This window comes from Paenibacillus sp. FSL R5-0527 (assembly GCF_038008055.1).
In the GTDB taxonomy this organism is placed as follows: Bacteria; Bacillota; Bacilli; order Paenibacillales; family Paenibacillaceae; genus Fontibacillus; species Fontibacillus macerans.
This window is the reverse complement of the sequence record NZ_JBBOYI010000001.1, coordinates 5,006,605-5,030,155: the sequence shown is the minus strand read 5'-3', so window position 1 is coordinate 5,030,155 and position 23,551 is coordinate 5,006,605. Positions and strand designations below refer to the sequence as shown.

At 55.6% G+C, this 23,551-nt stretch carries 21 protein-coding genes; 18 read left to right on the top strand and 3 right to left on the bottom strand.

The annotated features are described in order from the left end of the window. Positions 1 to 90 precede the first annotated feature (90 nt). From NYE69_RS22185 to NYE69_RS22155, 7 genes are all read left to right on the top strand, one after another. Complete coding sequence (locus tag NYE69_RS22185; protein WP_340927976.1) at positions 91 to 1,629, top strand: N-acetylmuramoyl-L-alanine amidase family protein; 1,539 nt, start codon at positions 91 to 93, stop codon at positions 1,627 to 1,629. Between the two features lie 38 nt (positions 1,630 to 1,667). After that, positions 1,668 to 2,294 (top strand): GerMN domain-containing protein, encoded by a 627-nt coding sequence (locus NYE69_RS22180; protein WP_340927975.1) that lies wholly within the window; start codon positions 1,668 to 1,670, stop codon positions 2,292 to 2,294. A gap of 325 nt (positions 2,295 to 2,619) precedes the next feature. After that, the gene (locus tag NYE69_RS22175) at positions 2,620 to 4,068 is read left to right on the top strand and encodes an N-acetylmuramoyl-L-alanine amidase family protein (RefSeq protein ID WP_340927974.1); all 1,449 of its coding nucleotides are present in this window, start codon (positions 2,620 to 2,622) and stop codon (positions 4,066 to 4,068) included. A 21-nt stretch (positions 4,069 to 4,089) separates the two neighbouring features. Continuing rightward, the gene (locus NYE69_RS22170; RefSeq protein WP_340927972.1) at positions 4,090 to 4,692 is read left to right on the top strand and encodes a GerMN domain-containing protein; all 603 of its coding nucleotides are present in this window, start codon (positions 4,090 to 4,092) and stop codon (positions 4,690 to 4,692) included. A 73-nt stretch (positions 4,693 to 4,765) separates the two neighbouring features. Next, a complete protein-coding gene (locus NYE69_RS22165; protein WP_340927971.1) occupies positions 4,766 to 7,084 on the top strand; it encodes an S-layer homology domain-containing protein in 2,319 nt (772 codons plus the stop codon). 178 nt (positions 7,085 to 7,262) lie between these two features. Continuing rightward, entirely contained in the window at positions 7,263 to 7,955 is a 693-nt protein-coding gene (gene nth / locus NYE69_RS22160; protein WP_340927970.1) for an endonuclease III, read from the top strand. 18 nt (positions 7,956 to 7,973) lie between these two features. Next, positions 7,974 to 8,252, top strand: coding sequence for a hypothetical protein (locus tag NYE69_RS22155; protein WP_036623762.1), 279 nt, complete (start codon positions 7,974 to 7,976; stop codon positions 8,250 to 8,252). A 270-nt stretch (positions 8,253 to 8,522) separates the two neighbouring features. Here NYE69_RS22155 and NYE69_RS22150 read toward each other — a convergent pair whose 3' ends face one another. Beyond that, a complete protein-coding gene (locus NYE69_RS22150; RefSeq protein ID WP_340927969.1) occupies positions 8,523 to 8,711 on the bottom strand; it encodes a hypothetical protein in 189 nt (62 codons plus the stop codon). Between the two features lie 375 nt (positions 8,712 to 9,086). Here NYE69_RS22150 and nifB point away from each other — a divergent pair, with 375 nt between their 5' ends. The 10 genes from nifB to NYE69_RS22100 all read left to right on the top strand — a co-directional run bounded on the left by nifB (position 9,087) and on the right by NYE69_RS22100 (position 20,273). Beyond that, the gene (nifB, locus tag NYE69_RS22145) at positions 9,087 to 10,523 is read left to right on the top strand and encodes a nitrogenase cofactor biosynthesis protein NifB (RefSeq protein WP_340927968.1); all 1,437 of its coding nucleotides are present in this window, start codon (positions 9,087 to 9,089) and stop codon (positions 10,521 to 10,523) included. Next, positions 10,520 to 11,383: a nitrogenase iron protein gene (gene nifH, locus NYE69_RS22140; RefSeq protein WP_124332911.1), complete on the top strand. Its 864-nt coding sequence runs from the start codon at positions 10,520 to 10,522 to the stop codon at positions 11,381 to 11,383. Before nifB ends, nifH begins: the two co-directional genes overlap by 4 nt. A gap of 58 nt (positions 11,384 to 11,441) precedes the next feature. Beyond that, positions 11,442 to 12,896, top strand: coding sequence for a nitrogenase molybdenum-iron protein alpha chain (nifD, locus tag NYE69_RS22135; RefSeq protein WP_340927967.1), 1,455 nt, complete (start codon positions 11,442 to 11,444; stop codon positions 12,894 to 12,896). Next, positions 12,893 to 14,425, top strand: coding sequence for a nitrogenase molybdenum-iron protein subunit beta (gene nifK / locus NYE69_RS22130; protein WP_340927966.1), 1,533 nt, complete (start codon positions 12,893 to 12,895; stop codon positions 14,423 to 14,425). Before nifD ends, nifK begins: the two co-directional genes overlap by 4 nt. A gap of 80 nt (positions 14,426 to 14,505) precedes the next feature. Beyond that, on the top strand, positions 14,506 to 15,873 hold the full coding sequence (gene nifE / locus NYE69_RS22125; RefSeq protein ID WP_340927965.1) for a nitrogenase iron-molybdenum cofactor biosynthesis protein NifE: 1,368 nt from the start codon (positions 14,506 to 14,508) through the stop codon (positions 15,871 to 15,873). Beyond that, positions 15,863 to 17,188, top strand: a complete 1,326-nt coding sequence (nifN, locus tag NYE69_RS22120) for a nitrogenase iron-molybdenum cofactor biosynthesis protein NifN (protein WP_340927964.1) — start codon at positions 15,863 to 15,865, stop codon at positions 17,186 to 17,188. Before nifE ends, nifN begins: the two co-directional genes overlap by 11 nt. Beyond that, positions 17,163 to 17,573, top strand: coding sequence for a NifB/NifX family molybdenum-iron cluster-binding protein (locus NYE69_RS22115; protein ID WP_340927963.1), 411 nt, complete (start codon positions 17,163 to 17,165; stop codon positions 17,571 to 17,573). Before nifN ends, NYE69_RS22115 begins: the two co-directional genes overlap by 26 nt. A gap of 16 nt (positions 17,574 to 17,589) precedes the next feature. Continuing rightward, complete coding sequence (locus NYE69_RS22110) at positions 17,590 to 18,189, top strand: DUF269 domain-containing protein (RefSeq protein WP_340927962.1); 600 nt, start codon at positions 17,590 to 17,592, stop codon at positions 18,187 to 18,189. Between the two features lie 41 nt (positions 18,190 to 18,230). Next, positions 18,231 to 19,061, top strand: a complete 831-nt coding sequence (locus NYE69_RS22105; RefSeq protein WP_340927961.1) for a HesA/MoeB/ThiF family protein — start codon at positions 18,231 to 18,233, stop codon at positions 19,059 to 19,061. Between the two features lie 84 nt (positions 19,062 to 19,145). After that, a complete protein-coding gene (locus NYE69_RS22100) occupies positions 19,146 to 20,273 on the top strand; it encodes a homocitrate synthase/isopropylmalate synthase family protein (RefSeq protein ID WP_340927960.1) in 1,128 nt (375 codons plus the stop codon). Positions 20,274 to 20,784: 511 nt separating this feature from the next. Here the strand turns inward: NYE69_RS22100 and modB are convergent. Beyond that, positions 20,785 to 21,459: a molybdate ABC transporter permease subunit gene (gene modB, locus NYE69_RS22095; protein ID WP_340927959.1), complete on the bottom strand. Its 675-nt coding sequence runs from the start codon at positions 21,457 to 21,459 to the stop codon at positions 20,785 to 20,787. Positions 21,460 to 21,468: 9 nt separating this feature from the next. Beyond that, positions 21,469 to 22,317, bottom strand: a complete 849-nt coding sequence (gene modA, locus NYE69_RS22090) for a molybdate ABC transporter substrate-binding protein (RefSeq protein ID WP_340927958.1) — start codon at positions 22,315 to 22,317, stop codon at positions 21,469 to 21,471. A 190-nt stretch (positions 22,318 to 22,507) separates the two neighbouring features. On the opposite strand from modA, the gene NYE69_RS22085 reads away from it, so the two are divergent. Then, positions 22,508 to 23,527, top strand: coding sequence for a helix-turn-helix transcriptional regulator (locus tag NYE69_RS22085; protein ID WP_340927957.1), 1,020 nt, complete (start codon positions 22,508 to 22,510; stop codon positions 23,525 to 23,527). Positions 23,528 to 23,551 lie beyond the last annotated feature (24 nt).

The following is a 23,551-nucleotide window of genomic DNA, read 5'->3' as shown; positions in this document are numbered from 1 at the left end:
TCTGATATTATGGAAGTAATTAGCAGCCTTTTGCGGATGAGGATTTTTTTTGTCGGTAAATTTAACTAGGGTGAGGTAGGGATGAGGTTCATGAAGAAAATCGGCTTTTTCTTGTTTGCGTGGCTTTTTTTGCTTGGACTGCCGGGATTAAGCCATGCGGCTTCGTCCGGCACGCACATTTATTTGGACGGCCAAGAGCTGGTGCAGCCGGAAAATGCGCAGGCCGGAATTGTTCAAGGGAGCGTGATGGTGCCGATCCGCGTGATCGTCGAAGGGCTTGGCTACGATGTTGCTTGGGACAAGGCGAGCAGTACGTTGACGATCAAGCAGGCGGGAACCAACCTGAAGCTGAAGATCGGCGAAGAAACGGCCGTTGTGGGCGAACGGAAGGTAAAGCTGAACGGAGCTCCTTTTCTGCAGGGCGATACGACTTTGGTGCCGCTGCGGTTTGTCGGCGAGCAAATGGGGTTGAATGTAAGCTGGAACAACGAATCCAAATCCGCGTATTTATACAGTCCGGTCGGCGGTTCGGTGGATGGCGTTCTGCCCGGGCATGTCAGCGGAGCCGCAGCGCCGGACGGAGAAATCAAGGTGCCGGCGGATGAGCCGGAGCAAGATAATACATACATCCCTACCACAGACGACGATAAAGGCATTACCGCCGATATGCCGCAGGGAGAAGGGAATGGCGGTACGGTAAACGAGCAGACCAGCCCGACGCTCATTACGGGGATGAGCTTTGAAGAAAACCGGTTGATACTTGCGGTATCCGGCAGCGTTGAACCGAACGTGTTTACAATGACCGCTCCCGACCGGATCGTCGTGGACGTTCCGAATGCCGGGTTTGACAAGTCTTTTCTGGAGCAATATCCGCTGGACGAGTATAATAAAGGGGAGCTGGCGACCGCCGGAAATCCGGACGTGTCGAAAATCCGCTATTCTATATACAGCGAAGTTCCGGGAACGGTCCGCATCGTGATCGATCTAAACCGCGGCAGCCAATTTAAGCTGACGAATAACGGCGACGGCCTCGTCATCGTTGACTTGACGTCGGATGCAGCAAACCTGGGCCACGATCGGGGAATAAACGGTAGGCCGATCGTCGTCATCGATGCAGGACATGGCGGCGGCCAGCCGGGGGCGACCAGCGTAACGAAGCGGCAAGAGAAGGATTTTACGCTGGCGGTGGCGTTAAAGGTACAGGCTCTGTTGGAGCAGGAGCCCGGACTCGATTTAATAATGACCCGGGATTCGGATGTGACGTTGTCGCTGCAGGATCGCGTAAAAATAGCCAATGATGCAGGCGCCGACGTGTTTGTTTCCATCCACGGCAACAGTATCGATCCGCCGGCCAATCCGAACGGTTCGGAGACGTATTATACCCGGGAGGAAAGCATCCCCCTCGCCAACGTGATGCACAGTCATCTCGTCCAGGCAACAGGGCTGGCGGATCGCAAAGTGCGCTACAGCAGTCTGCACGTGACCCGCGAGACGACGATGCCCGCCGTGCTTCTTGAAGTGGGGTACCTCAGCAACAAGAACGACGAGTCTCTCATGTATGGCGAAGAGTTTCAACAGCGCGTTGCCGAAGGCGTCGTTGCGGGGATTAAGGAATATTTGGGCCTGTGATTTTGTCGGAGATAAACGATAAACAAGGGGGTAGCGGCATGAGAAAAATGGGATGTCTTTTGCTGATCATCGCTCTGTTGGCGCTGGCGGGCTGCGGACAAAAGCCTGCAGTTATGCCGGCGGATACCGGGAATGCTTCGAACGTCGCGGAAGGCGGCGCGAATAATGGCCAGAGCCCGGCGGCCGATTCCAGCCAGGGTGCCGGCGGCGAGGGAGCGGGCCAAACCGATGCAAGCGGGCCGCAGCAAACATCGGAGCAGGTCAAGCTGACGGTTAAGGTTTATTTTACGGATAATGATCTTATAGAATTGAAGCCGGCCGAGCGTGAGATTGAGGTGCCGAAAGGGCAAGAAGACCTCAAATATGAAGAAGCGTTTAAGGCCCTGCAGTCGGCCGATCCAGGTTTGATTTCTTTATGGGAGAAAGTGAAGCTCAATAGCGCCGCTTTTTCCGAAGCGAACGGCGAGCTGGCGCTCGATATTGAGCTGCCGGACGAGGCCCGGCTCGGCGCGGGCGGCGAGGCGCTAGCCATCGATGCGCTGAAAAAGACGATGTTCCAGTTCGACGAGGTGAAGCAAATCGAGGTTACCGTAGGCGGAGAAAAGGTCGAATCGCTTATGGGCCATGCGGACCTTGAGCACCCGATCACCAGATCCGGAAGCTAAAGGAATTTTGGAAAGTTTACATGCAGAAACGAGGCTGTCCCAAAAGGTCGTCGACCTTAGGGAGCCTCTTTTTTTACGCTGTTTTTCTTCCGAAGAGTCAAATTGCCTACCTTCCTTTGGAGGGTTTGAGGCTTTTCTTTTCGCAAAATCAGGAAATGCAGTAGTTTGATAGGAAACAGTAGCAAATTATACGCAGAAAAATGCCATAATTTCGCAACTTTTCAAGGTTCGGAGCGTCTAATATGTCGTCTGGTGATGTCGAAGATTTGGGTAAGGTTTCATCGGTCGTCATGAGGCAAAAATACTAGGATGGTAGGGGTGACGAATGAGGAAAAAAAATTTGGCGGCAATGTTGTTCACTTTAATTCTATTGTTTGCGTTTTCGCAAACGGGACATGCTGCCGCGGGAAGTACCAGTGTTTATCTGGATGGCAGGGCGCTAACCTTGCCCGAAAATGGACAAGTCCAAAATGTAAATGGCAATGTGATGATTCCAATTCGTGTCGTCGCGGAGGAGCTTGGTTTTGACGTCAACTGGGAAAAAATGACGGGCACGGTAACCATACAGCAACCCGGAACAATTCTCACTTTGGCCGTCAACAAGACGACGGCAACGGTAAACGGCAGTGAGGTCACGCTGACGGCTGCCCCCATGCTGGTCAAAGATACCACGCTTGTCCCTTTGCGATTCGTCGGCGAGCAAATGGGGCTTACGGTATCTTGGGACAATTCCAGCAAATCGGTTTATTTAACGAGTCCGAGCTCCGGCAGCGGCAGCGGCAGTATCGATAGCCCCGAGTCGGGCAACGAATCGGAGCAGCCGGGAACGCCGATCGAGCCGGAAAATGGCGGTGAATTGGCTTCCGTCAACGGCATCAGCTTTATTGACAATCGTTTGATGATCGACGTGGACAAGAACGTGACGCCGAACATTTTTACGATGAATGGCCCCGACCGGCTAGTGGTAGATCTGCCGCAAACCGTTTTTGCCGAGTCACTCGCGACCGGCCAAACGATGGATAGCAATCAGAGCGGCATGATGGAAGTGATCGATTCTCCAGACGTGTCCAGCGTTAGATTCGCCTTGTTCAGCAGCGATCCTTGGACCGTACGCGTTGTGCTGGACCTGAATCATCAGGTGAATTATTCACTGGTAAACGAAAATGACGGACTTATTATCGTTGATTTAAATGCCGAAGCAATTGCTCCAGGGGACGGAACGGACGCAGATGGCGGCTTGACTACGGTCGTGATCGATGCCGGGCACGGGGGGAAAGATCCGGGAGCGAGCAGCATCACGAAGAAAAAGGAAAAGGACTTCAACCTTGCCGTCGCTTTAAAAGTACAGCAACTGCTTTTGGAACAAGGGCCGAGCATTAACGTCGTGATGACGCGCGAGAGCGATACATATCCGACGCTGCAGGATCGGGTGAAGATTGCGGAAAATGCCAATGCGGACATTTTTATTTCCATCCATGCGAATTCCGGCCCGGCGACGGCGACCGGAGTTGAGACGTATTACACCCGCTCCGAAAGCGCGGGTTTGGCGAAGGTTATGCACAAACATCTCGTGGAATCGTCGGGGCTTCCGGACCGCAAGGTACGCACGCAAAGCCTGCACGTCACTCGTGAAACGACCATGCCGGCCGTGCTGCTGGAATGCGGATATTTAAGCAACAGAAACGACGAAGCCCTGCTATACACGGAAGAATTCCAGAACAATGTGGCCCAGGGAATTGTCGATGGAATCAAAGAATATCTCGGCGTGAACTAAACGCGGGAAGGAGGAACAACCGTGAACAGAAAAGGATGGGTCATGGGGATGCTGGTTGTTTTGCTCTTGCTGAGCAGCGGTTGCGGTCAAAAACCGCAGGCCGCTCCGACCACCGGAACGGGAAACGCAGGGTCGAACGGGGCTGTCGGGGAGCCTGTAGCGGCGGCTCCGCAAAATGAAGGGCAGGGCTCGCAAGGCGAGGATAACGGGAAGGAGCCGGCACAATCGCCGCTGCAAACAACATCGATCGAGGCTTATTACACGGATGATAACATGCTGGAGTTAACGAAGGAAACCCGGCAAATTTCGTTTGAATCCGATCAAGACAAATATTTGGCGGCGCTAAAAACGCTGCAGTCCAGCGAAAATACCGGCTTGTTTGCTCTCTGGGAGAAAGCTGTTTTTCATTCGGCTACGCTTGCGGACGGAGTATTGACGGTCGATATGTCGCTGCCTGATGAGGCGCGCCAAGGCGCCGGCGGAGAGGCGCTGGCGATCGAAGCGCTGACCAAAACGCTGTTTCAATTTCAGGAAGTTAATGCCATCGAGCTGCTCGTTGATGGGGAAAAGGTCGACACCTTGATGGGGCATGTCGAATTAGATCATCCTCTGTTAAGAAATTAGGGGAAAATTGAAGGAACTCGCCTGCCCGCGTCGAACATGACAAGGAGAACTTTTTTTAAAAGGGGAGAATTGGATGGCATCATTTAAACGCAGTTCTCGAAGAAATGCCCATAGAGCGGTTTCCGCCATGCTCGTGACGGCGATGTGTTTCAGCGGAGGCGCAGCAGTGTTCGCCGATGAGATGTCTTCCACATCTATGGGAACTTCGCAAACGATTTCCTCAACGACGTCGTTGTTCAGCGACGTGGCGAACGGTTTTTGGGCGGAAAAACATATATATAAGCTGGCAGCCGAAGGGATCATTCTTGGCGATGCCGGAAAATTTCGGCCGGGGGACATCGTAACGCAGCAGGAAGCAATCACGATGGCGATTCGGCTGATGAATCTGGAATCCCAATTGGGCAATGGCTCGAAAGTACCGGCGGATTTGAAAGTCGGCAACTATTTCAAGCCTTATCTGGAGCTGGCGTTGTCCAAAAATCTGCTGGATAAGAACGAAGAAATCGCCGCAACGGCGGACAAAGAATCCTGGGGCGAGAAAAAAGCGACGCGCGAGTGGGTTGCCAAAATTCTCGTTCGGGCCTTGGGAAAAGACGCGGAAGCGAAAGCTTCGGCAACCTTGTCCACGGGTTTTGCCGACCAATCGAGCATTTCCGTGAATGCCCGCGGATACGTGAATGTCGCGGCTCAATTGAAAATTGCGACCGGGGTTGAAGGCAAAAAGTTCGACCCGCAAGGGAAAGTGACGCGTGCCCAAATGGCTGCGTTTTTAAGCCGTGGCAGTGAGTATATCAGCGCCAACTATGAGAACGCGTATGAAGGCATCGTCACCAATTTGACGGGCGACAGACTGACGTTATACGCGAACGGACAAACGAAAACCTTTGCTTTGGACAACCGTACCGCTTATTTCGCCAAAGATTCCGAAGTCAAAATCAACAAAAGCCAATTGAAGCTGTACACGAAAGTTTTGGCGATTGATAAGGCGGGTTCGGCCGCTTACGTTGAGATCATCGATCCGGCGGAGCAGTTGGACAGCGTGGAAGGAACGATGCTGCGGATACTTGGCGACAACCGGTTGCTGCTGCTCGTCGGTAACGAGCCCGAGACGATTGTGTATGACGATAGCACGGTTTTCCTGGATCAAAGCGGCAAAGCGATCAAAGCGGCTAATCTCCAGCCGGACACCAAGATGGTCGTTAAACGGGAAACTTACTCCGGCCAGCACAGGCCTATCATCATTCAATCGACCGTGTTAAGCAAGAATGGAACCGGTGTGATCGAAGCGGTTTATGCGGACGGCAACACCGTTACCATTAAAGATCAAGACGGCACGACGGGGAAGTATGAAGTCGATAAAAATGCGCTGCTCCAGTACCAAAATCAACTGATGAGCTTAAGCGAATTGCAAAAAGGCGCTGCTGTTCAATACACGGTAAAAAACAGCGTTCTCGTCTCCCTCAAAGTGACCGGAAGTACGGAGCGGGCGCTTGAAGGGACGTTGCTGGAAATCGGCACCGACGCCAACATGCTGACGATCAAAAGAAGCAGCGGTGCGCTGGAAACGAGGCTGCTTGACGATAAGCCCGTGATTAAGATCGCCGGGATTGCCAATCCCGGCATCGACGATCTGATCGCCGATCTGAAAAATGGGGACCAAGTCAAGCTGACGCTGAACAGCAACGATGTTGTAACCGGAATCGAGGTTCTCGGACGCAATGTGAAGCAGCTCAAACAAGCGACCGTCGTTTCCTACGATACTAAACTGCAGGCCCTGATGGTTATGGACTCGGAAGGAAAACCGCATGCGTTTACGCTGGATGATAAGACGGAAGCGTATTATGACTCCGATTATGATGATCTAGGTTTGGATGAGCTTGAGGATCTTCTGACTAAAAATCGAGTTGTTAATATCGCTTATTTGGGTGACCGGGTGGTTTCCATTAAGGTCATTCACAAATACGTCGGCAAGTTTGTGGAGGCGGACACTTCCAACAAAGAGATCGTAATTGAAGTGGAGGGGGAACTCCTCAGGTTGCCTTACAATTCGAGTTTGGATATGGAGATTTCCGGAAAATCAAAACCTACCTTTAATGACTTCTCTAAAGGGGATCCGGTTGTAGCTGTTCTGGATTCCAGACAAGACAAGGTAGAATTGCTTGGCCTCAGAATCTCCAAACAATTTGAAGTAGCGTATGTAAATGCTTCGAGTGACCGTATCGGTATAAGTAAAGACAACTTCAACAACTACATTGATGTGAAGGACGCCCGGTTTTTGGATAATAACGGAAATGTCATCAAGTTGTCCGATTTGCATGAAGGGGATACGATCAGCATTGATTTTGAAGGCCTGGCGGCGGTCAAAGTGAAGAGAGTAAATTCACCAAGGTGACACAACGATTTCCGTGCAATCGCTCAAGGAAAATGATAAAATTGTTTTGTATTTCAGGCAGAGACGAGCTGGTTGAAATCGAAAAGCAATAATCGATCATTTTTCGTGAGATTAACCGTCTTGATGCGGGATGTTTCCCGGATCAAGACGGTTTTTTCTCGGGTAAAGGGGTGGAGACATGAATGCTGCAGATGTCCGTCATATATTGGACACCATCGGTGCCATGTTTCCGGATGCGCGCTGTGAGCTGAACCATAGCAACGCTTTTGAGTTAACGATTGCCGTGCTCCTGTCCGCGCAATGCACCGATGCGACCGTGAACAAAGTCACGGCGGATTTGTTCCGGAAGTATAAAACGCCTGAAGATTATCTTTCGGTTCCGTTGGAAGAGCTGGAGCAGGACATCCGCAAAATCGGTTTGTTCCGCAGCAAAGCGAAGCATATTCAAAACCTGTGCCGGATTTTGCTGGAACGATACGGGGGAGAAGTGCCGCGCGAACACGAGGAGCTGGTACAGCTGCCCGGGGTCGGAAGGAAAACGGCCAATGTGGTCGTTTCCAATGCGTTTGGCGTCCCGGCGATTGCGGTTGACACTCATGTGGAACGTGTCAGCAAACGGCTTGGGCTGGCAGGGTGGAACGATTCCGTCCTGGAGGTCGAAAAAAAGCTTATGAAGCGGGTGCCGAGGGACGAGTGGACGTTAACGCATCATCGGCTGATTTTTTTCGGGAGATACCACTGTAAAGCGCAAAACCCGAAATGCGAAGTCTGCCCGCTCCTGGACGTGTGCCGGGAAGGCAAGAAACGTATGAAAAAACCGAGAAGCAGGAAAAATAAAGAAGATGCGTACCCCAGCAGACAAAGACAATAGTAGAGGATGAGAGACCCTATGAAATGCATTTCGGTGTATACCGACAGCTTTGAGCAGTTTTCGGATGTATTTGAGCAAGTGATTGATCTGCAATTAGGCGAAAACGACGAACGCGAAGTGGAAGGTTTGGTCGTCAGCAATTCCGGCGAAGTGCCCGAGCACTACTTGGAACGGATGTCCGCCAAACCGGAGGTTGTCGTGATGAAAGACAAAACCAGAGGCATCACCATTTTGCAGCACGGAAAAGTGTTTGAAATTCTGCTTCCTTCCGATGAAGCTGCTGAGGTCGTAAGCTAACAATCCAGTAATGGGAAATTCCGGACGTGCGGAAAGTGCGTTGATCGCGGTTTCCCTAAGCGCCGAAAAACAAACAGAATCCCCTTTGCTTAAGCCGATGAGCGTTCCCCAGGTTCAAGCGAAGGGGACTTTTTGTGCTTCCTGGACTATTGGAGAGCTCCGGCTTACACATTTTATAGGCTCAAAACCGAGATCGGTGCTTGACAAAATAAATTATGATAGCGTTCGTGTCTTGGTATCCCTGCATGCCCTGCATGCTGCTTTGCACGATTATCCCTCTTGTTCAGGGGGGAGAGGGTGGAGGCTAATCAAGGTCCTTTCATTTTTCCCGGTGACTTGTCCCATTCCTCCCGTGAGGTCTGCTTCACTTTTCCTAAATATCCTTCTCCTAAACCTTTTTCTCACAAACCTCCTTCTCACAAACCTGTCTAACGCTCCCGAACTAATGATCTCGAACATGTCTGCTTCTCCCAAGCCTATTTTCTTCTCCTGAATTTATCTTCCTCTCTGCTTCCGGATCAAATGGGATAATCGTGCAAAGCGTCTGGGCAGCAGGTGTTAATCTGCTGACCAACCCGCCGGCCATTGATGTTATGTAAGCAATTGAGAATTTGAAATGTAAACGCACTCATGTAATTCGTATGTTAATTAATATGACGCGAATTTTGACCGATTTGTTAACTTGCTGCGAAATGGACGGAATTTGGTGATACGTTAATTGACGCGGTTTTAACGTGAAACTATGATATAGATAAATTTTTACAGTTTATTCAAATGATTCGGGCCCGTTGATTTGGAAAGCTGACACTGAAGGAATAGAAAGGAGAGGAACGCATGGATCCCATAAGCGCGGACGCCCGCCCAATCTTAAACAGCGACATCGCCAGGCACCCCTGCTACAGCGAAGCGGCGCACCGTTATTTTGCGCGGATGCACGTGCCGGTGGCCCCGGCTTGCAATATCGGGTGCCATTATTGCAACCGGAAGTTTGACTGCGTTAACGAGAGCAGGCCCGGCGTCGTCAGCGAATTGCTGACCCCGGAAGAAGCGGCCCGCAAAGCGGCCGGCGTCGCCGCCCAGCTTCTGCAATTGTCCGTCGTCGGCATTGCCGGTCCGGGCGATCCTCTGGCCAATCCGGATAAGACGTTCGATACGTTTCGCCGGATCCGCAGCGCCGTCCCGGATGTTACGCTTTGCCTTAGCACCAACGGCCTGAACTTGATGAAATACCTTGATCAAATCGTTGAACTTGGCATTGCCCATGTCACGATCACGATCAATGCGGTCGATCCGGATATCGGCAGCCAAATTTACGGTTGGGTATATGACGAAGAATCGGGCCGCAAATATGAAGGCCGGGAAGCGGCAAGCTTGCTTATCACCCGCCAGCTGCTCGGGCTGAAAGCCCTAAGCGACAAAGGGGTGCTGGTCAAAGTCAACTCCGTGCTGATCCCGGGCGTCAATGATGTGCATATGCCGGTTCTGGCCAGCATGGTGAAGCGGTTAGGGGCTTTTATGCACAACATTATGCCGCTCATCATCGCCCCGGGCAGCCGTTACGAGTTGGAGGGCCGCGAGGCGCCGCCGCCGAAGCTGCTGCACGCCGTCCAAGCGGCTTGCGGCGGAGCGGGGGCGCAGCTCATGAGGCATTGCCGGCAGTGCCGCGCCGATGCCATCGGCCTTCTGGGAGAGGATCGCAGCGGCGATTTCACTTGGGAGCGGCTTGCATCGGCGCCGCCGCTTGACCCGGCAGCGCGGGAGCGGCTGCAAGCCGACCTGGAGGAGAAAGTGAAGCGGCTGGCGGAACGCCAAGCGGCGAAAGCGGCTGCCGGACGCCGGACGGAAGGCGGGTGTGCTTGCCCCGCGGCCACCGCTTCGGGAGCGCCTGCGGAAGCTGACGGCTATAGGCTGAGAGCTGCAGTCGCTTCCCGGGGCGAAGGCCGGGTCAACCTGCATTTCGGCCATGCTAAGGAATTTATGGTGTATGAGACCGACGGACAGGATGTCACCTTCCTCGGGATTCGCAAAGTGCAGGCTTATTGTCACGGCAAAGCGAGCTGCAACGGGGACAAAGCGGCGACGTTGCGGGAAATTATCGCCAGCTTAAGCGATTGTTCGGTGCTTTTTTCGGCGGGCATCGGCAAAGTACCCGAAGCTAAGCTGAAGGCGGCCGGCATCATCCCGGTAGTCAAACCCGGCCAGATTGAAGAGCTGATTTTGCAGCATGCCAAATATGAAACCAAATTTCTAAAATGGAGGTCATTCTTATGAGACAAATCGCATTTTACGGAAAAGGCGGAATCGGCAAATCGACGACTTCGCAAAATACGCTGGCCCAGTTGGCCAAAAAATTCAATCAACAAATTATGATTGTCGGCTGTGACCCGAAAGCGGACTCCACCCGGCTGATCCTGAACACGAAAGCGCAGCAAACCGTGTTGCATTTGGCGGCGGAGCGGGGTTCGGTCGAAGACTTGGAGCTGGCGGACGTCATTCAGGAAGGGTTCGGCGGCATCCAGTGCGTGGAATGCGGCGGCCCGGAGCCGGGCGTCGGCTGCGCGGGACGCGGCATTATTACGGCGATCAATTTCCTCGAGGAGGAAGGCGCCTATGAAGGGTTGGACTTCGTTTCCTACGACGTGCTCGGCGACGTGGTTTGCGGCGGTTTCGCCATGCCGATCCGGGAGAAAAAAGCGGAGGAAATTTACATCGTCTGTTCCGGCGAAATGATGGCCATGTACGCCGCCAACAACATAGCGCGCGGCATTTTGAAATACGCCAACAGCGGCGGCGTCCGCCTCGGGGGCTTAATCTGCAACAGCCGCAACACGGACCGCGAGGATGAGCTGATCACCGAGCTTGCCCGTCGCCTGAACACGCAGATGATCCATTTCGTGCCGCGGGATAACGTAGTGCAGCATGCCGAACTGCGGAGAATGACCGTCACCCAGTACAACGAAAGCCATTCCCAAGCCGCCGAATACGAGCAGCTGGCCGACAAAATTCTGCACAACGACATGCTGACGATTCCGACGCCGATCAGCATGGAGGAGCTGGAAGACCTGCTGATGGAGTTCGGGGTCATCGAAAACGAGGAAGAGGCCGTGAAGCGGATGAAAACCGCGCTTTAAGCGCGGCCGCGCGGTAGATTCCGGATTAAGAGATAAATAAGGAGCGGGAGGTTGGAGAATGGGAACGACGGACGTGATGCAAATGAAACAGCTCGTTGAGGAGATCCTGGAGATTTTCCCCGAAAAGGCGAAAAAAGAGCGCAAACGCCACTACGAAGTCATGGAGGAGGACTACAAGCAGACTAACTGCAAATGCGCCATCAAGTCCAACGTCAAGTCGCGTCCGGGCGTGATGACGATCCGCGGCTGCGCCTACGCCGGCTCCAAAGGCGTGGTATGGGGGCCGATCAAGGACATGGTCCACATCAGCCACGGACCGATCGGCTGCGGCCAATACAGTTGGGGCACGCGGCGGAATTATGCCAGCGGCATGCTGGGCATCAACAATTTTACGGCCATGCAAGTGACCAGCGATTTTCAGGAAACGGATATCGTGTTCGGCGGGGACAAAAAGCTGGAGGTCATATGCCGGGAAATCAAAGAGATGTTTCCGTTGGCCAAAGGAATTACCATCCAGTCGGAATGCCCGGTCGGCCTGATCGGCGACGACATTGAAGCCGTAGCCAAAAAAATGAGCAAGGAGCTGGGGATCCCGATCGTGCCGGTCCGCTGTGAAGGCTTCCGCGGCGTCAGCCAATCGCTCGGTCATCATATCGCCAACGACGCTATCCGCGATTTTCTGATGGGCCGGGCGGAGCTGAAGGAATGCGGCCCTTATGACGTCAACGTTATTGGCGATTACAACATCGGCGGGGACGCCTGGGCGTCGCGAATTTTGCTGGAGGAAATGGGCCTAAGGGTCATTGGGCAATGGTCCGGCGACGGCACGCTCCAGGAGATCATGACCGCGCATAAAGCGAAGCTGAACCTCATCCATTGCTTTCGCTCAATGAACTACATGTGCGAAGTGATGGAGAATCAGTACGGAATCCCGTCCATGGAGTACAACTTCTTCGGTCCGACCAAAACGGTTGAAAGCTTGCGCAAGATCGCGGCCTTTTTCGATGAGACGATCCAGGAAAATTGCGAAAAAGTAATCGCCCGCTATAAGGACGAGATGGACGCGGTAATCGCCAAATACCGTCCGCGGCTCGACGGCAAGAAGGTCATGCTGCTGATCGGCGGCTTGCGGGCCCGGCATACGATCGGCGCTTACGAGGACCTGGGCATGGAAATCGTGGCTACCGGTTATGAATTCGCCCACAAGGACGATTATTTAAAAACGATTCCCGAGTTGAAACAAGCGACGATCCTGATGGACGATCCGGGCGCATACGAACTGGAGGAGATCGCCCAGAGGCTCGATATCGATTTGATGGGCGCCGGGGTAAAGGAAAAATACGTTTACCACAAAATGGGCATCCCGTTCCGGCAAATGCATTCCTGGGATTACAGCGGCCCCTATCATGGTTTTGACGGGTTTAAGGTGTTTGCCCGCGACATGGATATGGCCGTCAACAGCCCGGTGTGGAATTTGGTGAAGGCCCGGCAAAAAAAGGAGGTGACGGCATGAGCGAACTTAGGACGATTTTGGACCATAACAAGCTGTTCGACAGCGAAAAATACGTCCGCCAGCGGGAAAGAAAACGCGAGTTCGAAAACGCCTGTCCGGAGGAAGAGGTGCTGCAAACCGCGGCATATACGAGGTCGCAGGAGTATATGGACAAAAACTTTGCCCGCCAGGCGGTGGTCGTCAACCCGGCCAAAGCTTGCCAGCCGCTCGGGGCGGTGATGGCCGCCTTGGGCTTTGAAAAAACGCTGCCGTTTATCCATGGCTCGCAGGGGTGTACCGCCTATTTTCGCAGCCATTTCGCCCGCCACTTCAAAGAGCCGGTTCCCGCGGTGTCCTCTTCAATGACGGAGGACGGCGCCGTGTTCGGCGGGATGCGCAATTTGATCGACGGGCTGGAGACAAGCGTCGCGCTCTACAAACCGGAAATGATCGCGATGAGCACGACCTGCATGGCCGAGGTGATTGGCGACGACTTGTCGGCTTTTATCGGCAACGCCCGGAAGGAAGGCGTACTGCCGGAGGGGATGCCGATTCCTTTTGCCAATACGCCCAGCTTTTCCGGCTCGCATATCACCGGCTACGACAACATGCTGAAGGCGATTCTTAGTGATCTGTACGAACGTTCCTCAGGGCAAGCCGTCGACCCGGCCAGCAGCGGCAAGCTGAACGTTCTGCTTGGATTCGAGCCGTATACCGGCAACTTCTCCGAACTTAGGCGCATCCTGGAGCTGTTTGGGGCGGACTGCACCGTGCTGGGCGATCACAGCGGCAATTTCGATTCCGGAGCGGACGGAACTTATGCGTATTATTACGGCGGGACCCGGCTGGCCGACGTGCCGGCCGCGGCGAATGCTAAGGGAACGCTGGCGCTGCAAAAATACAGCCTGCGCAAAACGGTGGAGTATATCGGGGAAGCTTGGGGACAGCCGGTGAAGTCGCTGCACACGCCGCTGGGTGTCGCGGCCACCGACCGGCTGCTGGAAACGATCGGCGAATTGAGCGGCAGGCCGGTCCCGGAAGCGCTGCTGCAGGAACGAGCCCGGGTCGTCGACGCGCTGACCGATTCCCACAATTACCTGCATGGCAAACGGGTGGCGATGGCCGGAGACCCGGACCTGCTTTTGGGCTTGATCGGCTTTTGCCTGGAGCTGGGGATGGAGCCGGTCCATATCGTTTGTTCCAACGGCGACGCCGAATTCGCACAGGAGGCAGGTCTGCTTCTGTCGTCCAGCCCTTACGGCGCGGAGGGCAAAGTGCATATCGGCCGCGATCTTTGGCATCTGCGCTCTCTATTGTTTAATGAGCCGGTGGATCTGGCCATCGGCAGCAGCCATCTGAAATACGCGGCCAAAGAGGCCGGAGTGCCGCTGCTCCGGGTGGGCTTTCCGATTTTCGACCGGCATCATCTGCAGCGCTATCCGATCATCGGATATCAAGGCGCATTGAATCTGCTGACCTTATTCGTAAATACGGTGCTTGAGCGGTTGGATGAAGACGCTCCGGCCCACAGCTTTGACCTTGTGCGTTAACGCGCAGGGTCAATCGGTTATCCGCCAGGATGCCGGGATGCAGGGACAGGAAATTCGGATAGCAGGAGGGATCAGAACGGATGGAAGCGATGAGTATCACAGGTTATGCCGGAATGGGCGATTCCTGCGGCAAAGAGGAACCGCAAAGCAAGCCGTGCCCGCGGCCAAAACCCGGTGAAGCGGCGGGCGGCTGCTCGTTTGACGGAGCGCAAATTACGCTTGTTCCGATCGCGGACGCGGCGCATCTGGTTCACGGTCCTAGCGCGTGTGCCGGGAACAGCTGGGGGACGAGGGGCAGCTTGTCGAGCGGGCCAAGGCTGTCAGCGTACGGTTTTACGACCGATCTGGGCGAGCATGACATCATTTTCGGCGGAGAGAAAAAATTGCGCGCGGCGATCGAATATATCGCAAAGCGTTTTGCGCCGCCGGCGGTTTTTGTATATTCGACCTGCGTCTCAGCGCTGACGGGGGAAGACATCGATGCGGTATGCAAGCGGGCGGCCGCCGAACTGGGAATCGCCTGCATTCCCGTCAACAGCCCCGGATTCGTCGGCAGCAAAAACTTAGGCACCCGCCTGGCCGGGGAGGCGCTCCTTCAATACGTGATCGGCACCGCGGAGCCTGCCGCCGCCATGGACACGGCCGTAAATCTGATCGGCGAATACAACATCGCCGGCGAAATCTGGGATATCGAAAAGCTCCTGAATCAGGCCGGTATTCGCATTCATGCCAAAATCACAGGGGACGGAAGATATAAGGAAATCGCCGGGGCGCACCGGGCCAAAGTCAATATGATCGTGTGCAGCCGGGCGCTGTTGGGCCTCGGGGTCAAGATGGAGCGAAAATACGGGATTCCTTATTTTGAGGGATCATTTTACGGGGCCAAGGAAACGAGCTATTCCCTGCGGCAGCTGGCCTATCTGCTGGGCAGCCGGGAGGTGGAGCGGCGCGTCGACCGCCTGGTCGAGCATGAGGAAGCCCGCGTGATGCACGAGCTGGCGCCGCTCCGCAAACAGCTCAAAGGCAAACGGGCGGTGCTGTATACCGGCGGCGTCAAAAGCTGGTCGGTGATCTCCGCGCTGCAGGAGCTCGGGATCAAGGTGGTTGGCGTCGGCACGAATAAAAGCACCGACGGAGAGATCGCCCGGATCGCTGAACGGGTTGGAGACGACGCGGTATACATTTCCGAAGGGGGAGCCGGGCGCATTCTCAAAACGGTGCGTGAACGCAAGGCCGACCTGGTCATCGCCGGCGGACGCAACATGTACATGGCCTTAAAGGAACAAATCCCGTTCGTGGACATTAACCAGGAGCGGCATACCGCGTTTGCGGGTTATGACGGGTTAATCCGCCTTGCCAAGCAGGCGGCGTTTGCCCTTGAGCATCCGGTGTGGAACCTGGTGCGGACGCCGGCTCCTTGGGAAAGGGAGGGACATGATGACGATTAACAAAACGAACAAGCCGCTAAGCTGCAATCCTCTGAAAATCGGCCAGCCTCTCGGCGGAGTGCTGGCGCTGCAGGGCATCTACCGTTCAATGCCGATCATCCACGGGGCATTAGGCTGCACTGCGTTTGCGAAAACGCTGCTGACGCGGCATTACCGGGAGCCGATCGCGGTGCAGACGACCGCGCTGCAGGAGATGGACGTGATATTCGATGCCGACCGGAATTTGGAGGAGGCGCTCGAGACAGTGCTGGCGAAGCATCGCCCGGACTGCGTAGGCGTCATAAGCACCGCGCTCACGGAAGCGTCGGGCGCGGATTACGCCGGACGAATCAAAACCTTCAAGCGCAAGCGCAATCTCCGCGACACGCTGCTGGTGACCTGTTCGCTGCCCGATTACCGCGGCTCTCTGGAGTCGGGGTACGGCGCGATGGTCGAGTCGATCATCGACGGTCTGCTGGAGCAGACGGGGCGCAAACCGCAGCGGCCGGTAAAACGCCAGGTGAACCTGCTGCCAGGTTCTTTTCTGACGGCGGCGGACGTGATGGAGCTTAAAGAAACCATTGCTTCGTTCGGGCTTGAAGTCATCGCCCTGCCCGATATGTCCACCTCATTATCGGGGCATCTGCTGACCGGTTTTTCGCCGCTCACCCGCGGCGGGGTACCGCTGGATTCCGCCCGGCAAACGCTCCGCTCGGAGCTGACGATCGCCATCGGCTCCAGCATGGAGCGTCCCGCCCGGAGACTGCAAAATGCGGCGGGTATTCCTTACCGGGTGTTTGACGGCGTATCGGGTCTTGCGGCCAGCGACGAATTTTTTTATTTTCTGCAGGAATTCAGCGGGGAACCCGTCCCTTGGCGTTATCGCTGGCAGCGGGAAAATCTGCTCGATTGTATGCTGGACGCCCATTTCAATTATGCGGGGGCGACGGCGGTCGTTGCCCTGGAGCCGGATCACCTCGTTTCGGCGGTCTCCTGGCTGAAGGAGATGGGCGTCGGCTTTCAAGGTCTGGTCGCCTCCTGCGAGACGCCGTCTTTGCAGCGACGGTACGAGGAAATCTGGATCGGCGATTTGGAAGATGCCGAGCGGCTGGCGGCCGGGGCGGACCTCTGGATCAGCAATTCACACGGAAAGAGCGGGGCCGAACGCTGCGGCGCGGCGTTTATGGCGATGGGGTTTCCGGTCCTCGACGAGCTTGGAGCCTACATGTCCCTGACGGTGGGGTATCGCGGGACGATGGAGCTGATCAACAAAGCGGGCAACCGGCTCATCCGAAGGGAGGAGAACCAGTATGCGCGTAGCGTTTGCCACGGATGACGGCATTCATGTGAACGCCCATTTCGGACATAGCCCGATGTTTGCCGTCTATGAAGTCCGCCCCGGGGAGGCCAGATTTTTAGAAAACCGGATCGTTCCCGCGCAAATTTCCCCGGATGAAACGGGCAAAATCGATGTGCGGATTTCCCTGATCGGCGATTGTACGCTGGTGTTCCTGATGCAAATCGGAGCATCGGCCGCGGCGCGCGTGACCCGGCGGAAAATGATGCCGGTAAAGGTGCCGCCCGGCGTTCTGATCAAGGAACAAATCGCCAGGCTGCTGGAAATGCTGCGCGGCAAGCCGCCGATGTGGCTGAGCAAAGTGCTGCTTGCCGAGGAGGAGGCCGCTTCGGAGCAGAACGGGGAGAGCCGAAAAGAGGGATAAACAAGGAGGGATCGGTATGGAAGAAGCCACATATTTGGAAGGGGGCCCGGAGCCAAGTTCCGGTATGCAGGAGTCCGGTCTCGGTATTGCGCCAACAAGTTTCGGTCTAGCGCAAGCCGATTCCGGTTTGCCGAAAACAATGGGGAGCTCCGCAAATATCGAGGAACCGGACCGGCGATTGTTAGCGGCTTTTAACCGGACTCTTAGTCAAATGATCGATGCTTACGATTACTTCGGCAAGGTCAGCGGCCTAAGCGAGGAAGAGAAGATCGCCCGGCTGCTGTTGTTTACTCCGGAGGAGAAGCAGGCGCTAAGTCAGGATTGCACGCCCAACGCCAAGCTGCGGCGGCAAGTCGAGCATGTGTTTCAAGCGCTGGCGGCGGCCCTCGAGGCGGAGACGGGGCAGCTTATGCAAAGCATGGTGGAAATGAACGGAGAAGGGTTCGGCAGGGCCATCGTGTCCAGCGGCCGGTTGATCCTTGTCTCCGTCACGCTGCGGGCGGGGCTGCGTTTTCCGTTTACTTCCGCGGCGAAGCTGGAGAAATTTGCGTTAAGCCAAATCCGGGAGGCGCTGGACTGGCTTGCCCGGCATGGGGAAGTCGCGGCTGCGCGCTGACGCGGACATCTTTTAGTTTTTTAAAAGGGAGGGGGGACGGCGTGACGGAAACGACGGAGCAAAACGCGGCAAAGAAGATGGAAAGCCCGCAATGCGCAGGGGAGAAGATGGAAAGCCCGCCATGCGTGGAGGAGAACCAGCGGCTTGTGAAGGAGCTTGTCCGCTATGATCGGCAGCTCAAACTGCTGGGGCGGGAGGGTCAACGCAAACTGAAGGAAGCGGCGGTGATGGTTGCCGGCATCGGCGGGCTGGGCGGAACGGCGGCGCTTTACTTGGCGGCTGCCGGAATCGGCAAGCTGATTCTGGCGCATGAAGGGATCATCCGGCTGCCGGATCTGAACCGGCAAATCCTGATGGATTCCGCCCGCGTGGGCGAGGAGCGGATGACTGCGGCAGTGGAGAGCCTGAAGCGAGTCAATCCCGAGGTGATCATTGAAGGGCACAATGCCCGGATCACGCTTGCGGAAAGCGGACCATGGGTAAGAGCGGCCGATATCGTGATCGACGCGAGGTACGATTTTCCCGAACGGTACGCCTTAAACCGCCTGTGCGTCGCCGCCGGCAGACCGCTGGTCGAAGCGGCTATGTACGGGTTTGAGGTTTCTTTGACGACGATCGTCCCCGGGGAAACACCATGCCTTGCGTGTCTGTACCCCGAGCGCCCGCAGGAATGGGAACCCCTCGGATTTCCCGTTTTGGGCGCCACCGCCGGTCTGGCCGGCTGCCTGGCGGCTTTGGAGGCGGTGAAGTGGATTACCGGGGTTGGCCGTCCGTTCATCAATGTCATGCATCGGATCAACACGCTGAATATGAGCAATTATGCCGTTTCGCTCCGCTGCAATCCCGACTGCGAGTGCTGCAGCAACGTTTGAAGGCTGCAGGCCTGGCGCCGCTCTGATCGGAATTTCTGAATGATGTGTTATCAAGAACATGCCCAACGGGAGGAGGGAACTATTATGAGGGACCTGCGGATTTGCGACACGACGCTGCGCGATGGGGAACAGGCGGCCGGCGTGGCCTTTACGGCTGCGGAAAAACTGGAAATCGCCAAGTGCCTCGCCGCCGCCGGAGTCGAGCAGGCCGAAGTGGGCATCCCGGCCATGGGCGATGACGAATGCCGGGCTATCCGCCGAATCGCGGCGCTGGGACTGCCCATGCGGCTGCTGGCCTGGAATCGGGCGAACTGCGCCGACATCGATGCCTCCCTCTCGGCGGGCGTGGATTCGGCCCACATCGCCCTGCCCGTATCGCCGATCCAAATGCGCGCCAAGCTGGGGGCGGGGCCGGCTCAAGTCATCGATTTGGGCAAACGCACCGCTTGCTACGCGCAGGAAAAAGGGCTTGCCGTATCGATCGGTTTCGAGGATGCTTCGCGCGCCGATTTCGCTTTTTTGCGCACGTTGATTTGCGCTTTTCGAAAGGAAGGAATCCGGCAGTTCCGCTACGCCGATACCTTGTCCGTTCACCATCCCGGCACGCTGTATGCAAGGGTGTCGGCGCTGCTGGCCACCTGCCCGCCCGACATCGAGCTGGAAATCCACTGCCACAACGATTTTGGCTTGGCGGCGGCAAATACGCTGGCCGGCATCGAGGCGGGAGCCAAGTGGGCCAGCACGACCGTGCTCGGCATCGGCGAACGCGCGGGCAACGCCGCGCTGGAGGAAGTGGCGATGGCTTGGAAGCATTTATACCGCGGGGAATGCGCGGTGCGTCCCGACAAGCTTAAGCCTTTGGCCGAGCTCGTTGCCCGTGCGGCCGGCAGAGATATCCCCGATGCGCGGCCGCTGGTAGGGCGGCTGGCCTTTGCCCATGAATCCGGAATTCATGTAAACGGCCTAATGAAAGATCGCCGGACGTACCAGACGTTTGATCCTGCCGAGCTCGGCGCGGACCATGTCATCGTGTTGGGCAAGCACTCGGGGCGCAGCGCGGTGCGCCTGGCGCTGGACGGAGAAGGGCTTAAGGTGAGCGAAGGAGTTATCGAGACATTACTGGAGCGGCTGCGGCGGACGGCGGGGGAACGCAAATATCCGGTGGATAGCCGGGAAATCGGGGAGTGGGCGAAGGAGGAATTGGCGAAGTAATGAAGCTGTACCGGGTCCTACTGACATTTTAACGGTTGCCACAAGCGCTATTCGCTCCAAAAACGTTGATTTTTAATTGTAACGGTTGCCATAACGCTTATTTCACTGAAATCCGGCTATTTTTCTTAGATTCAGGCAAATAACGACGCTTACATCCATTAGGATCTAGAAAGTGGATTTTTTCGCAAAATAGCCGCTGTTACAACCGTTAGACTCCCGGGTGGCTTTTACGGGAAATCTTGAGCTAAAGTGAATGCAACGCTAGTGCGAAAACACGCGCTGAAATACCCAATAAGGTCAACTGTGTCCGTCCCTTTTGCAAACCCTGGATTTTGCCGAAATAACGGCGCAATGGTCCGTTGCTAGAATCGGCCATAAGGCTCAGGGACGGCTTACGCCCGGTTTTTCAGTTTTCGGCTGGCCATTCCCGGTCCACTGCAAAGAAACCCCCTCGCGGTAAACCAACTGGCTTACCGCGAGGGGGTTTTTGTCTTGAACCGTGAAGAGCGCTCTAATCGCTTTTCAACCGGGACGAAAGCATCAGCAGCAAAAACGACAGCAGGATCGTGCAGCCCGTCAGCGCCCAGGCGAGCGGCATATTGCCGGCATCAACGGCAAAATAAATGGCCGTCGGTATCGTTTGCGTCCGGCCGGGAATGTTGCCGGCGACCATCAGGGTGGCGCCGAATTCGCCCAGCGCGCGGGCGAAGCCGAGTATAAAAGCCGCTTGCAGCGAGCGCAAGGAGAGCGGCAGCACGATATGAATAAGCACCTGCCACTCGTTGGCCCCTTGCGCGCGAGCCGCTTCCTTGACATCTTTGCCCACCGACTGAAACCCGGTTTTCAGCGTTTGATAGATCAGCGGAAAGCTGACAACGCTGGCGGCGATGATCGCCCCGAGCGGCTGGAACACAAAGGACAGGTTAAACCAGGCGGAGGCCGCCTGGCCGATCCAGCCGTTGCGGCCAAGCAGCACAAGCAGGATGAAGCCGACGACGCTGGGCGGCAGCACAAGCGGCAGCAGGAACGCCGTCTCCAGCAGCGATTTGCCGTAAAAAACCGCGGCCGCCATCCGCCATGCCACCGCAAGTCCGAGGAGAAATGCAATCACCGTTGCGGCGATCGATACCTGCAGCGACAGCAGGACCGGCGACCAAAAATTTTCCGACACGAATAAAGGATCCATTACGATCCGTTACTCCGCCGGGTTGAATCCGTATTTTTTGAACACTTCCATCGCCTCGGCGGATTGCAAAAACTCGTAAAAAGCTTTGGCCTCGTCCGGATGTTGGCTGCCCGTCAGCACGCCGGCCGGATATTCGATCGGGTCATGGCTTGCCGGGTCCGCGGTTAGCGCAATCTTCACTTTGGCGGAGACGGCGGCATCCGTTTTATATACAAAGCCGGCATCCGCGTTGCCCGTCTCCACATAGGACAACACCTGCTTCACATCTTTGGTCATAACCAGCTTGGGCTGCAGACTGTCCCACAATTTATAATAGGTAAGAGTTTGCTGGGCATATTTGCCGGCGGGTACTGATTCGGGCGTCCCGATGGCGATATTTCCGGCCTGCCCCAGATCCTCCAGCGCGTTAATCTGAACGGTGGCGTTCTCCGGAACGATGAGCACCAGGTCGTTGGTCAGCAGGTTTGCCGATAATTTTGCATCGATAAGTCCTTTGTCCAGTAAAGCGTCCATTTGCTTCTTACCGGCCGACAAAAACAAGTCCGCCGGCGCGCCTTGCTCGATCTGCTGCTGCAGTGTCCCGGATGCGCCGTAATTGAAGGTCAGGTTAACATCGTTGTGTGCGGCTTCATAAATCGTTTTTAGCTCGTCCATGCTTTCGGTAAGGCTGGCCGCGGCGGAAACGAGCAGCTCGACTTTTGAGGAAGCGGTTGAATTTGCGCCGGACGCTTCCGCCTGGGCGGCGGTATCCTTATTGGCCGATGCGCCGTTGTTGCTTGCGTTTCCGCAGCCCGAGATGATCAGCATAAGCGCGGTCATCATCGCGGCCAGCAAAGGTATCATTTTTCGTTGAAACATAAATCTTCCTCCCTAGTTATAACAAATTATATCTAGATTATACTAAACATAATGAAGTGTATAGAGATTTCACGCACATTTCAAAAATTAAATTCGTCCTAACCGCGCTGTTCATTGAAATATAGCGGGAACATCAGTAAGATAAGTCTAGCTGGAACATTCCATAGATGACGTGTACAAGGAGAAACTCATGACCGAACCGATCTCTTACACGACCGAAGAAATCGCCAAATTGCTTAAAGTATCCAAACTAACCGTTTACGATCTGATCAAAAAAGGAGAGCTGCCCGCATATCGCGTAGGCAAACAAATGCGGGTGGATTCCACGGATCTCGAAGCGTACAAACTTAAAGCGAAAAGCGGGAGCACAGCCGGCGGTGCTGCGCCAGGGCGGCTTGGCGGCGGACCCGCCGGCTTCGGCGCGGCGGACATCCATCTGCCGCCGTCGATTCCCGTATCGCTCCCTGTCAGCAGCGTTGACGCCAATGACGGAGTCAAACCGCTGGTCATTACGGGGCAGGACCCGGGCCTTGATCTGCTGGCAAAAGCGCTGGAAAAGCGAAGCGCCAAATTCAGGCCGCTGCGCTCCTTCGCCAGCAGCATGGACAGCCTGGTGGCTATGTACAACGGCGGGGCGGATATCGTCAGCGCGCATTTGTACGATGGCGATACCGGGGAGTATAACCTTTCGTATATCCGCAAATTGTTCATCTCCTTGCCCTATCTTGTGTTTCATTTCGTGACGCGCAAAGCGGGGTTCTACGTGAAGCAGGGAAACCCTTTGGGAATCACGTCCTGGGAGGACCTGACGCGCCCGGACATTCGTTTGATCAATCGGGAAAAGGGCTCGGGCGCCCGAGTTTTGCTTGACGAGCAGCTGCGGCTCAGGGGCATCATCCCGTCGTCCATAAACGGCTACGAACAGGAAGAAACGACCCATATGGGGCTGGGGGGAAGGATTGCGCTGGGGCAGGCCGACGTCGGCGTCGGGAGCGAACGCCCGGCCCGTATCGCCGGCTTGGATTTTATCCCGCTGATCGCGGAAAGGGTCGACTTGGTCGTGCTGAATAAACCTGAAAACCGGGAATGGATTGGCCTGCTTCGCGAGGCGCTGCTGTCCGCGGAGCTACGGGACGTGCTGTTTTCCTTGGGAGATTACGATTTGTCCTCAACCGGACAACTGATCGCCGGCAGCGAAGCCGGTTTGTGAGATAAGGCGCGTGAAAAGGACAAG

Excerpts from the sequence above, each read along its gene's own strand:
- NYE69_RS22155 (WP_036623762.1), top strand. The coding sequence starts at position 7,974 with ATGAAATGCATTTCGGTGTATACCGACAGCTTTGAGCAGTTTTCGGAT.
- NYE69_RS22185 (WP_340927976.1), top strand. The coding sequence starts at position 91 with ATGAAGAAAATCGGCTTTTTCTTGTTTGCGTGGCTTTTTTTGCTTGGA.
- nifE (WP_340927965.1), top strand. The coding sequence starts at position 14,506 with ATGGAAGCGATGAGTATCACAGGTTATGCCGGAATGGGCGATTCCTGC.
- NYE69_RS22175 (WP_340927974.1), top strand. The coding sequence starts at position 2,620 with ATGAGGAAAAAAAATTTGGCGGCAATGTTGTTCACTTTAATTCTATTG.
- nifD (WP_340927967.1), top strand. The coding sequence starts at position 11,442 with ATGGGAACGACGGACGTGATGCAAATGAAACAGCTCGTTGAGGAGATC.
- NYE69_RS22110 (WP_340927962.1), top strand. The coding sequence starts at position 17,590 with ATGGAAGAAGCCACATATTTGGAAGGGGGCCCGGAGCCAAGTTCCGGT.
- NYE69_RS22165 (WP_340927971.1), top strand. The coding sequence starts at position 4,766 with ATGGCATCATTTAAACGCAGTTCTCGAAGAAATGCCCATAGAGCGGTT.
- modA (WP_340927958.1), bottom strand. The coding sequence starts at position 22,317 with ATGTTTCAACGAAAAATGATACCTTTGCTGGCCGCGATGATGACCGCG.
- nifH (WP_124332911.1), top strand. The coding sequence starts at position 10,520 with ATGAGACAAATCGCATTTTACGGAAAAGGCGGAATCGGCAAATCGACG.
- nth (WP_340927970.1), top strand. The coding sequence starts at position 7,263 with ATGAATGCTGCAGATGTCCGTCATATATTGGACACCATCGGTGCCATG.
- modB (WP_340927959.1), bottom strand. The coding sequence starts at position 21,459 with ATGGATCCTTTATTCGTGTCGGAAAATTTTTGGTCGCCGGTCCTGCTG.
- nifK (WP_340927966.1), top strand. The coding sequence starts at position 12,893 with ATGAGCGAACTTAGGACGATTTTGGACCATAACAAGCTGTTCGACAGC.
- nifN (WP_340927964.1), top strand. The coding sequence starts at position 15,863 with ATGACGATTAACAAAACGAACAAGCCGCTAAGCTGCAATCCTCTGAAA.
- NYE69_RS22100 (WP_340927960.1), top strand. The coding sequence starts at position 19,146 with ATGAGGGACCTGCGGATTTGCGACACGACGCTGCGCGATGGGGAACAG.
- NYE69_RS22085 (WP_340927957.1), top strand. The coding sequence starts at position 22,508 with ATGACCGAACCGATCTCTTACACGACCGAAGAAATCGCCAAATTGCTT.
- NYE69_RS22180 (WP_340927975.1), top strand. The coding sequence starts at position 1,668 with ATGAGAAAAATGGGATGTCTTTTGCTGATCATCGCTCTGTTGGCGCTG.
- NYE69_RS22115 (WP_340927963.1), top strand. The coding sequence starts at position 17,163 with ATGCGCGTAGCGTTTGCCACGGATGACGGCATTCATGTGAACGCCCAT.
- nifB (WP_340927968.1), top strand. The coding sequence starts at position 9,087 with ATGGATCCCATAAGCGCGGACGCCCGCCCAATCTTAAACAGCGACATC.
- NYE69_RS22150 (WP_340927969.1), bottom strand. The coding sequence starts at position 8,711 with ATGTTCGAGATCATTAGTTCGGGAGCGTTAGACAGGTTTGTGAGAAGG.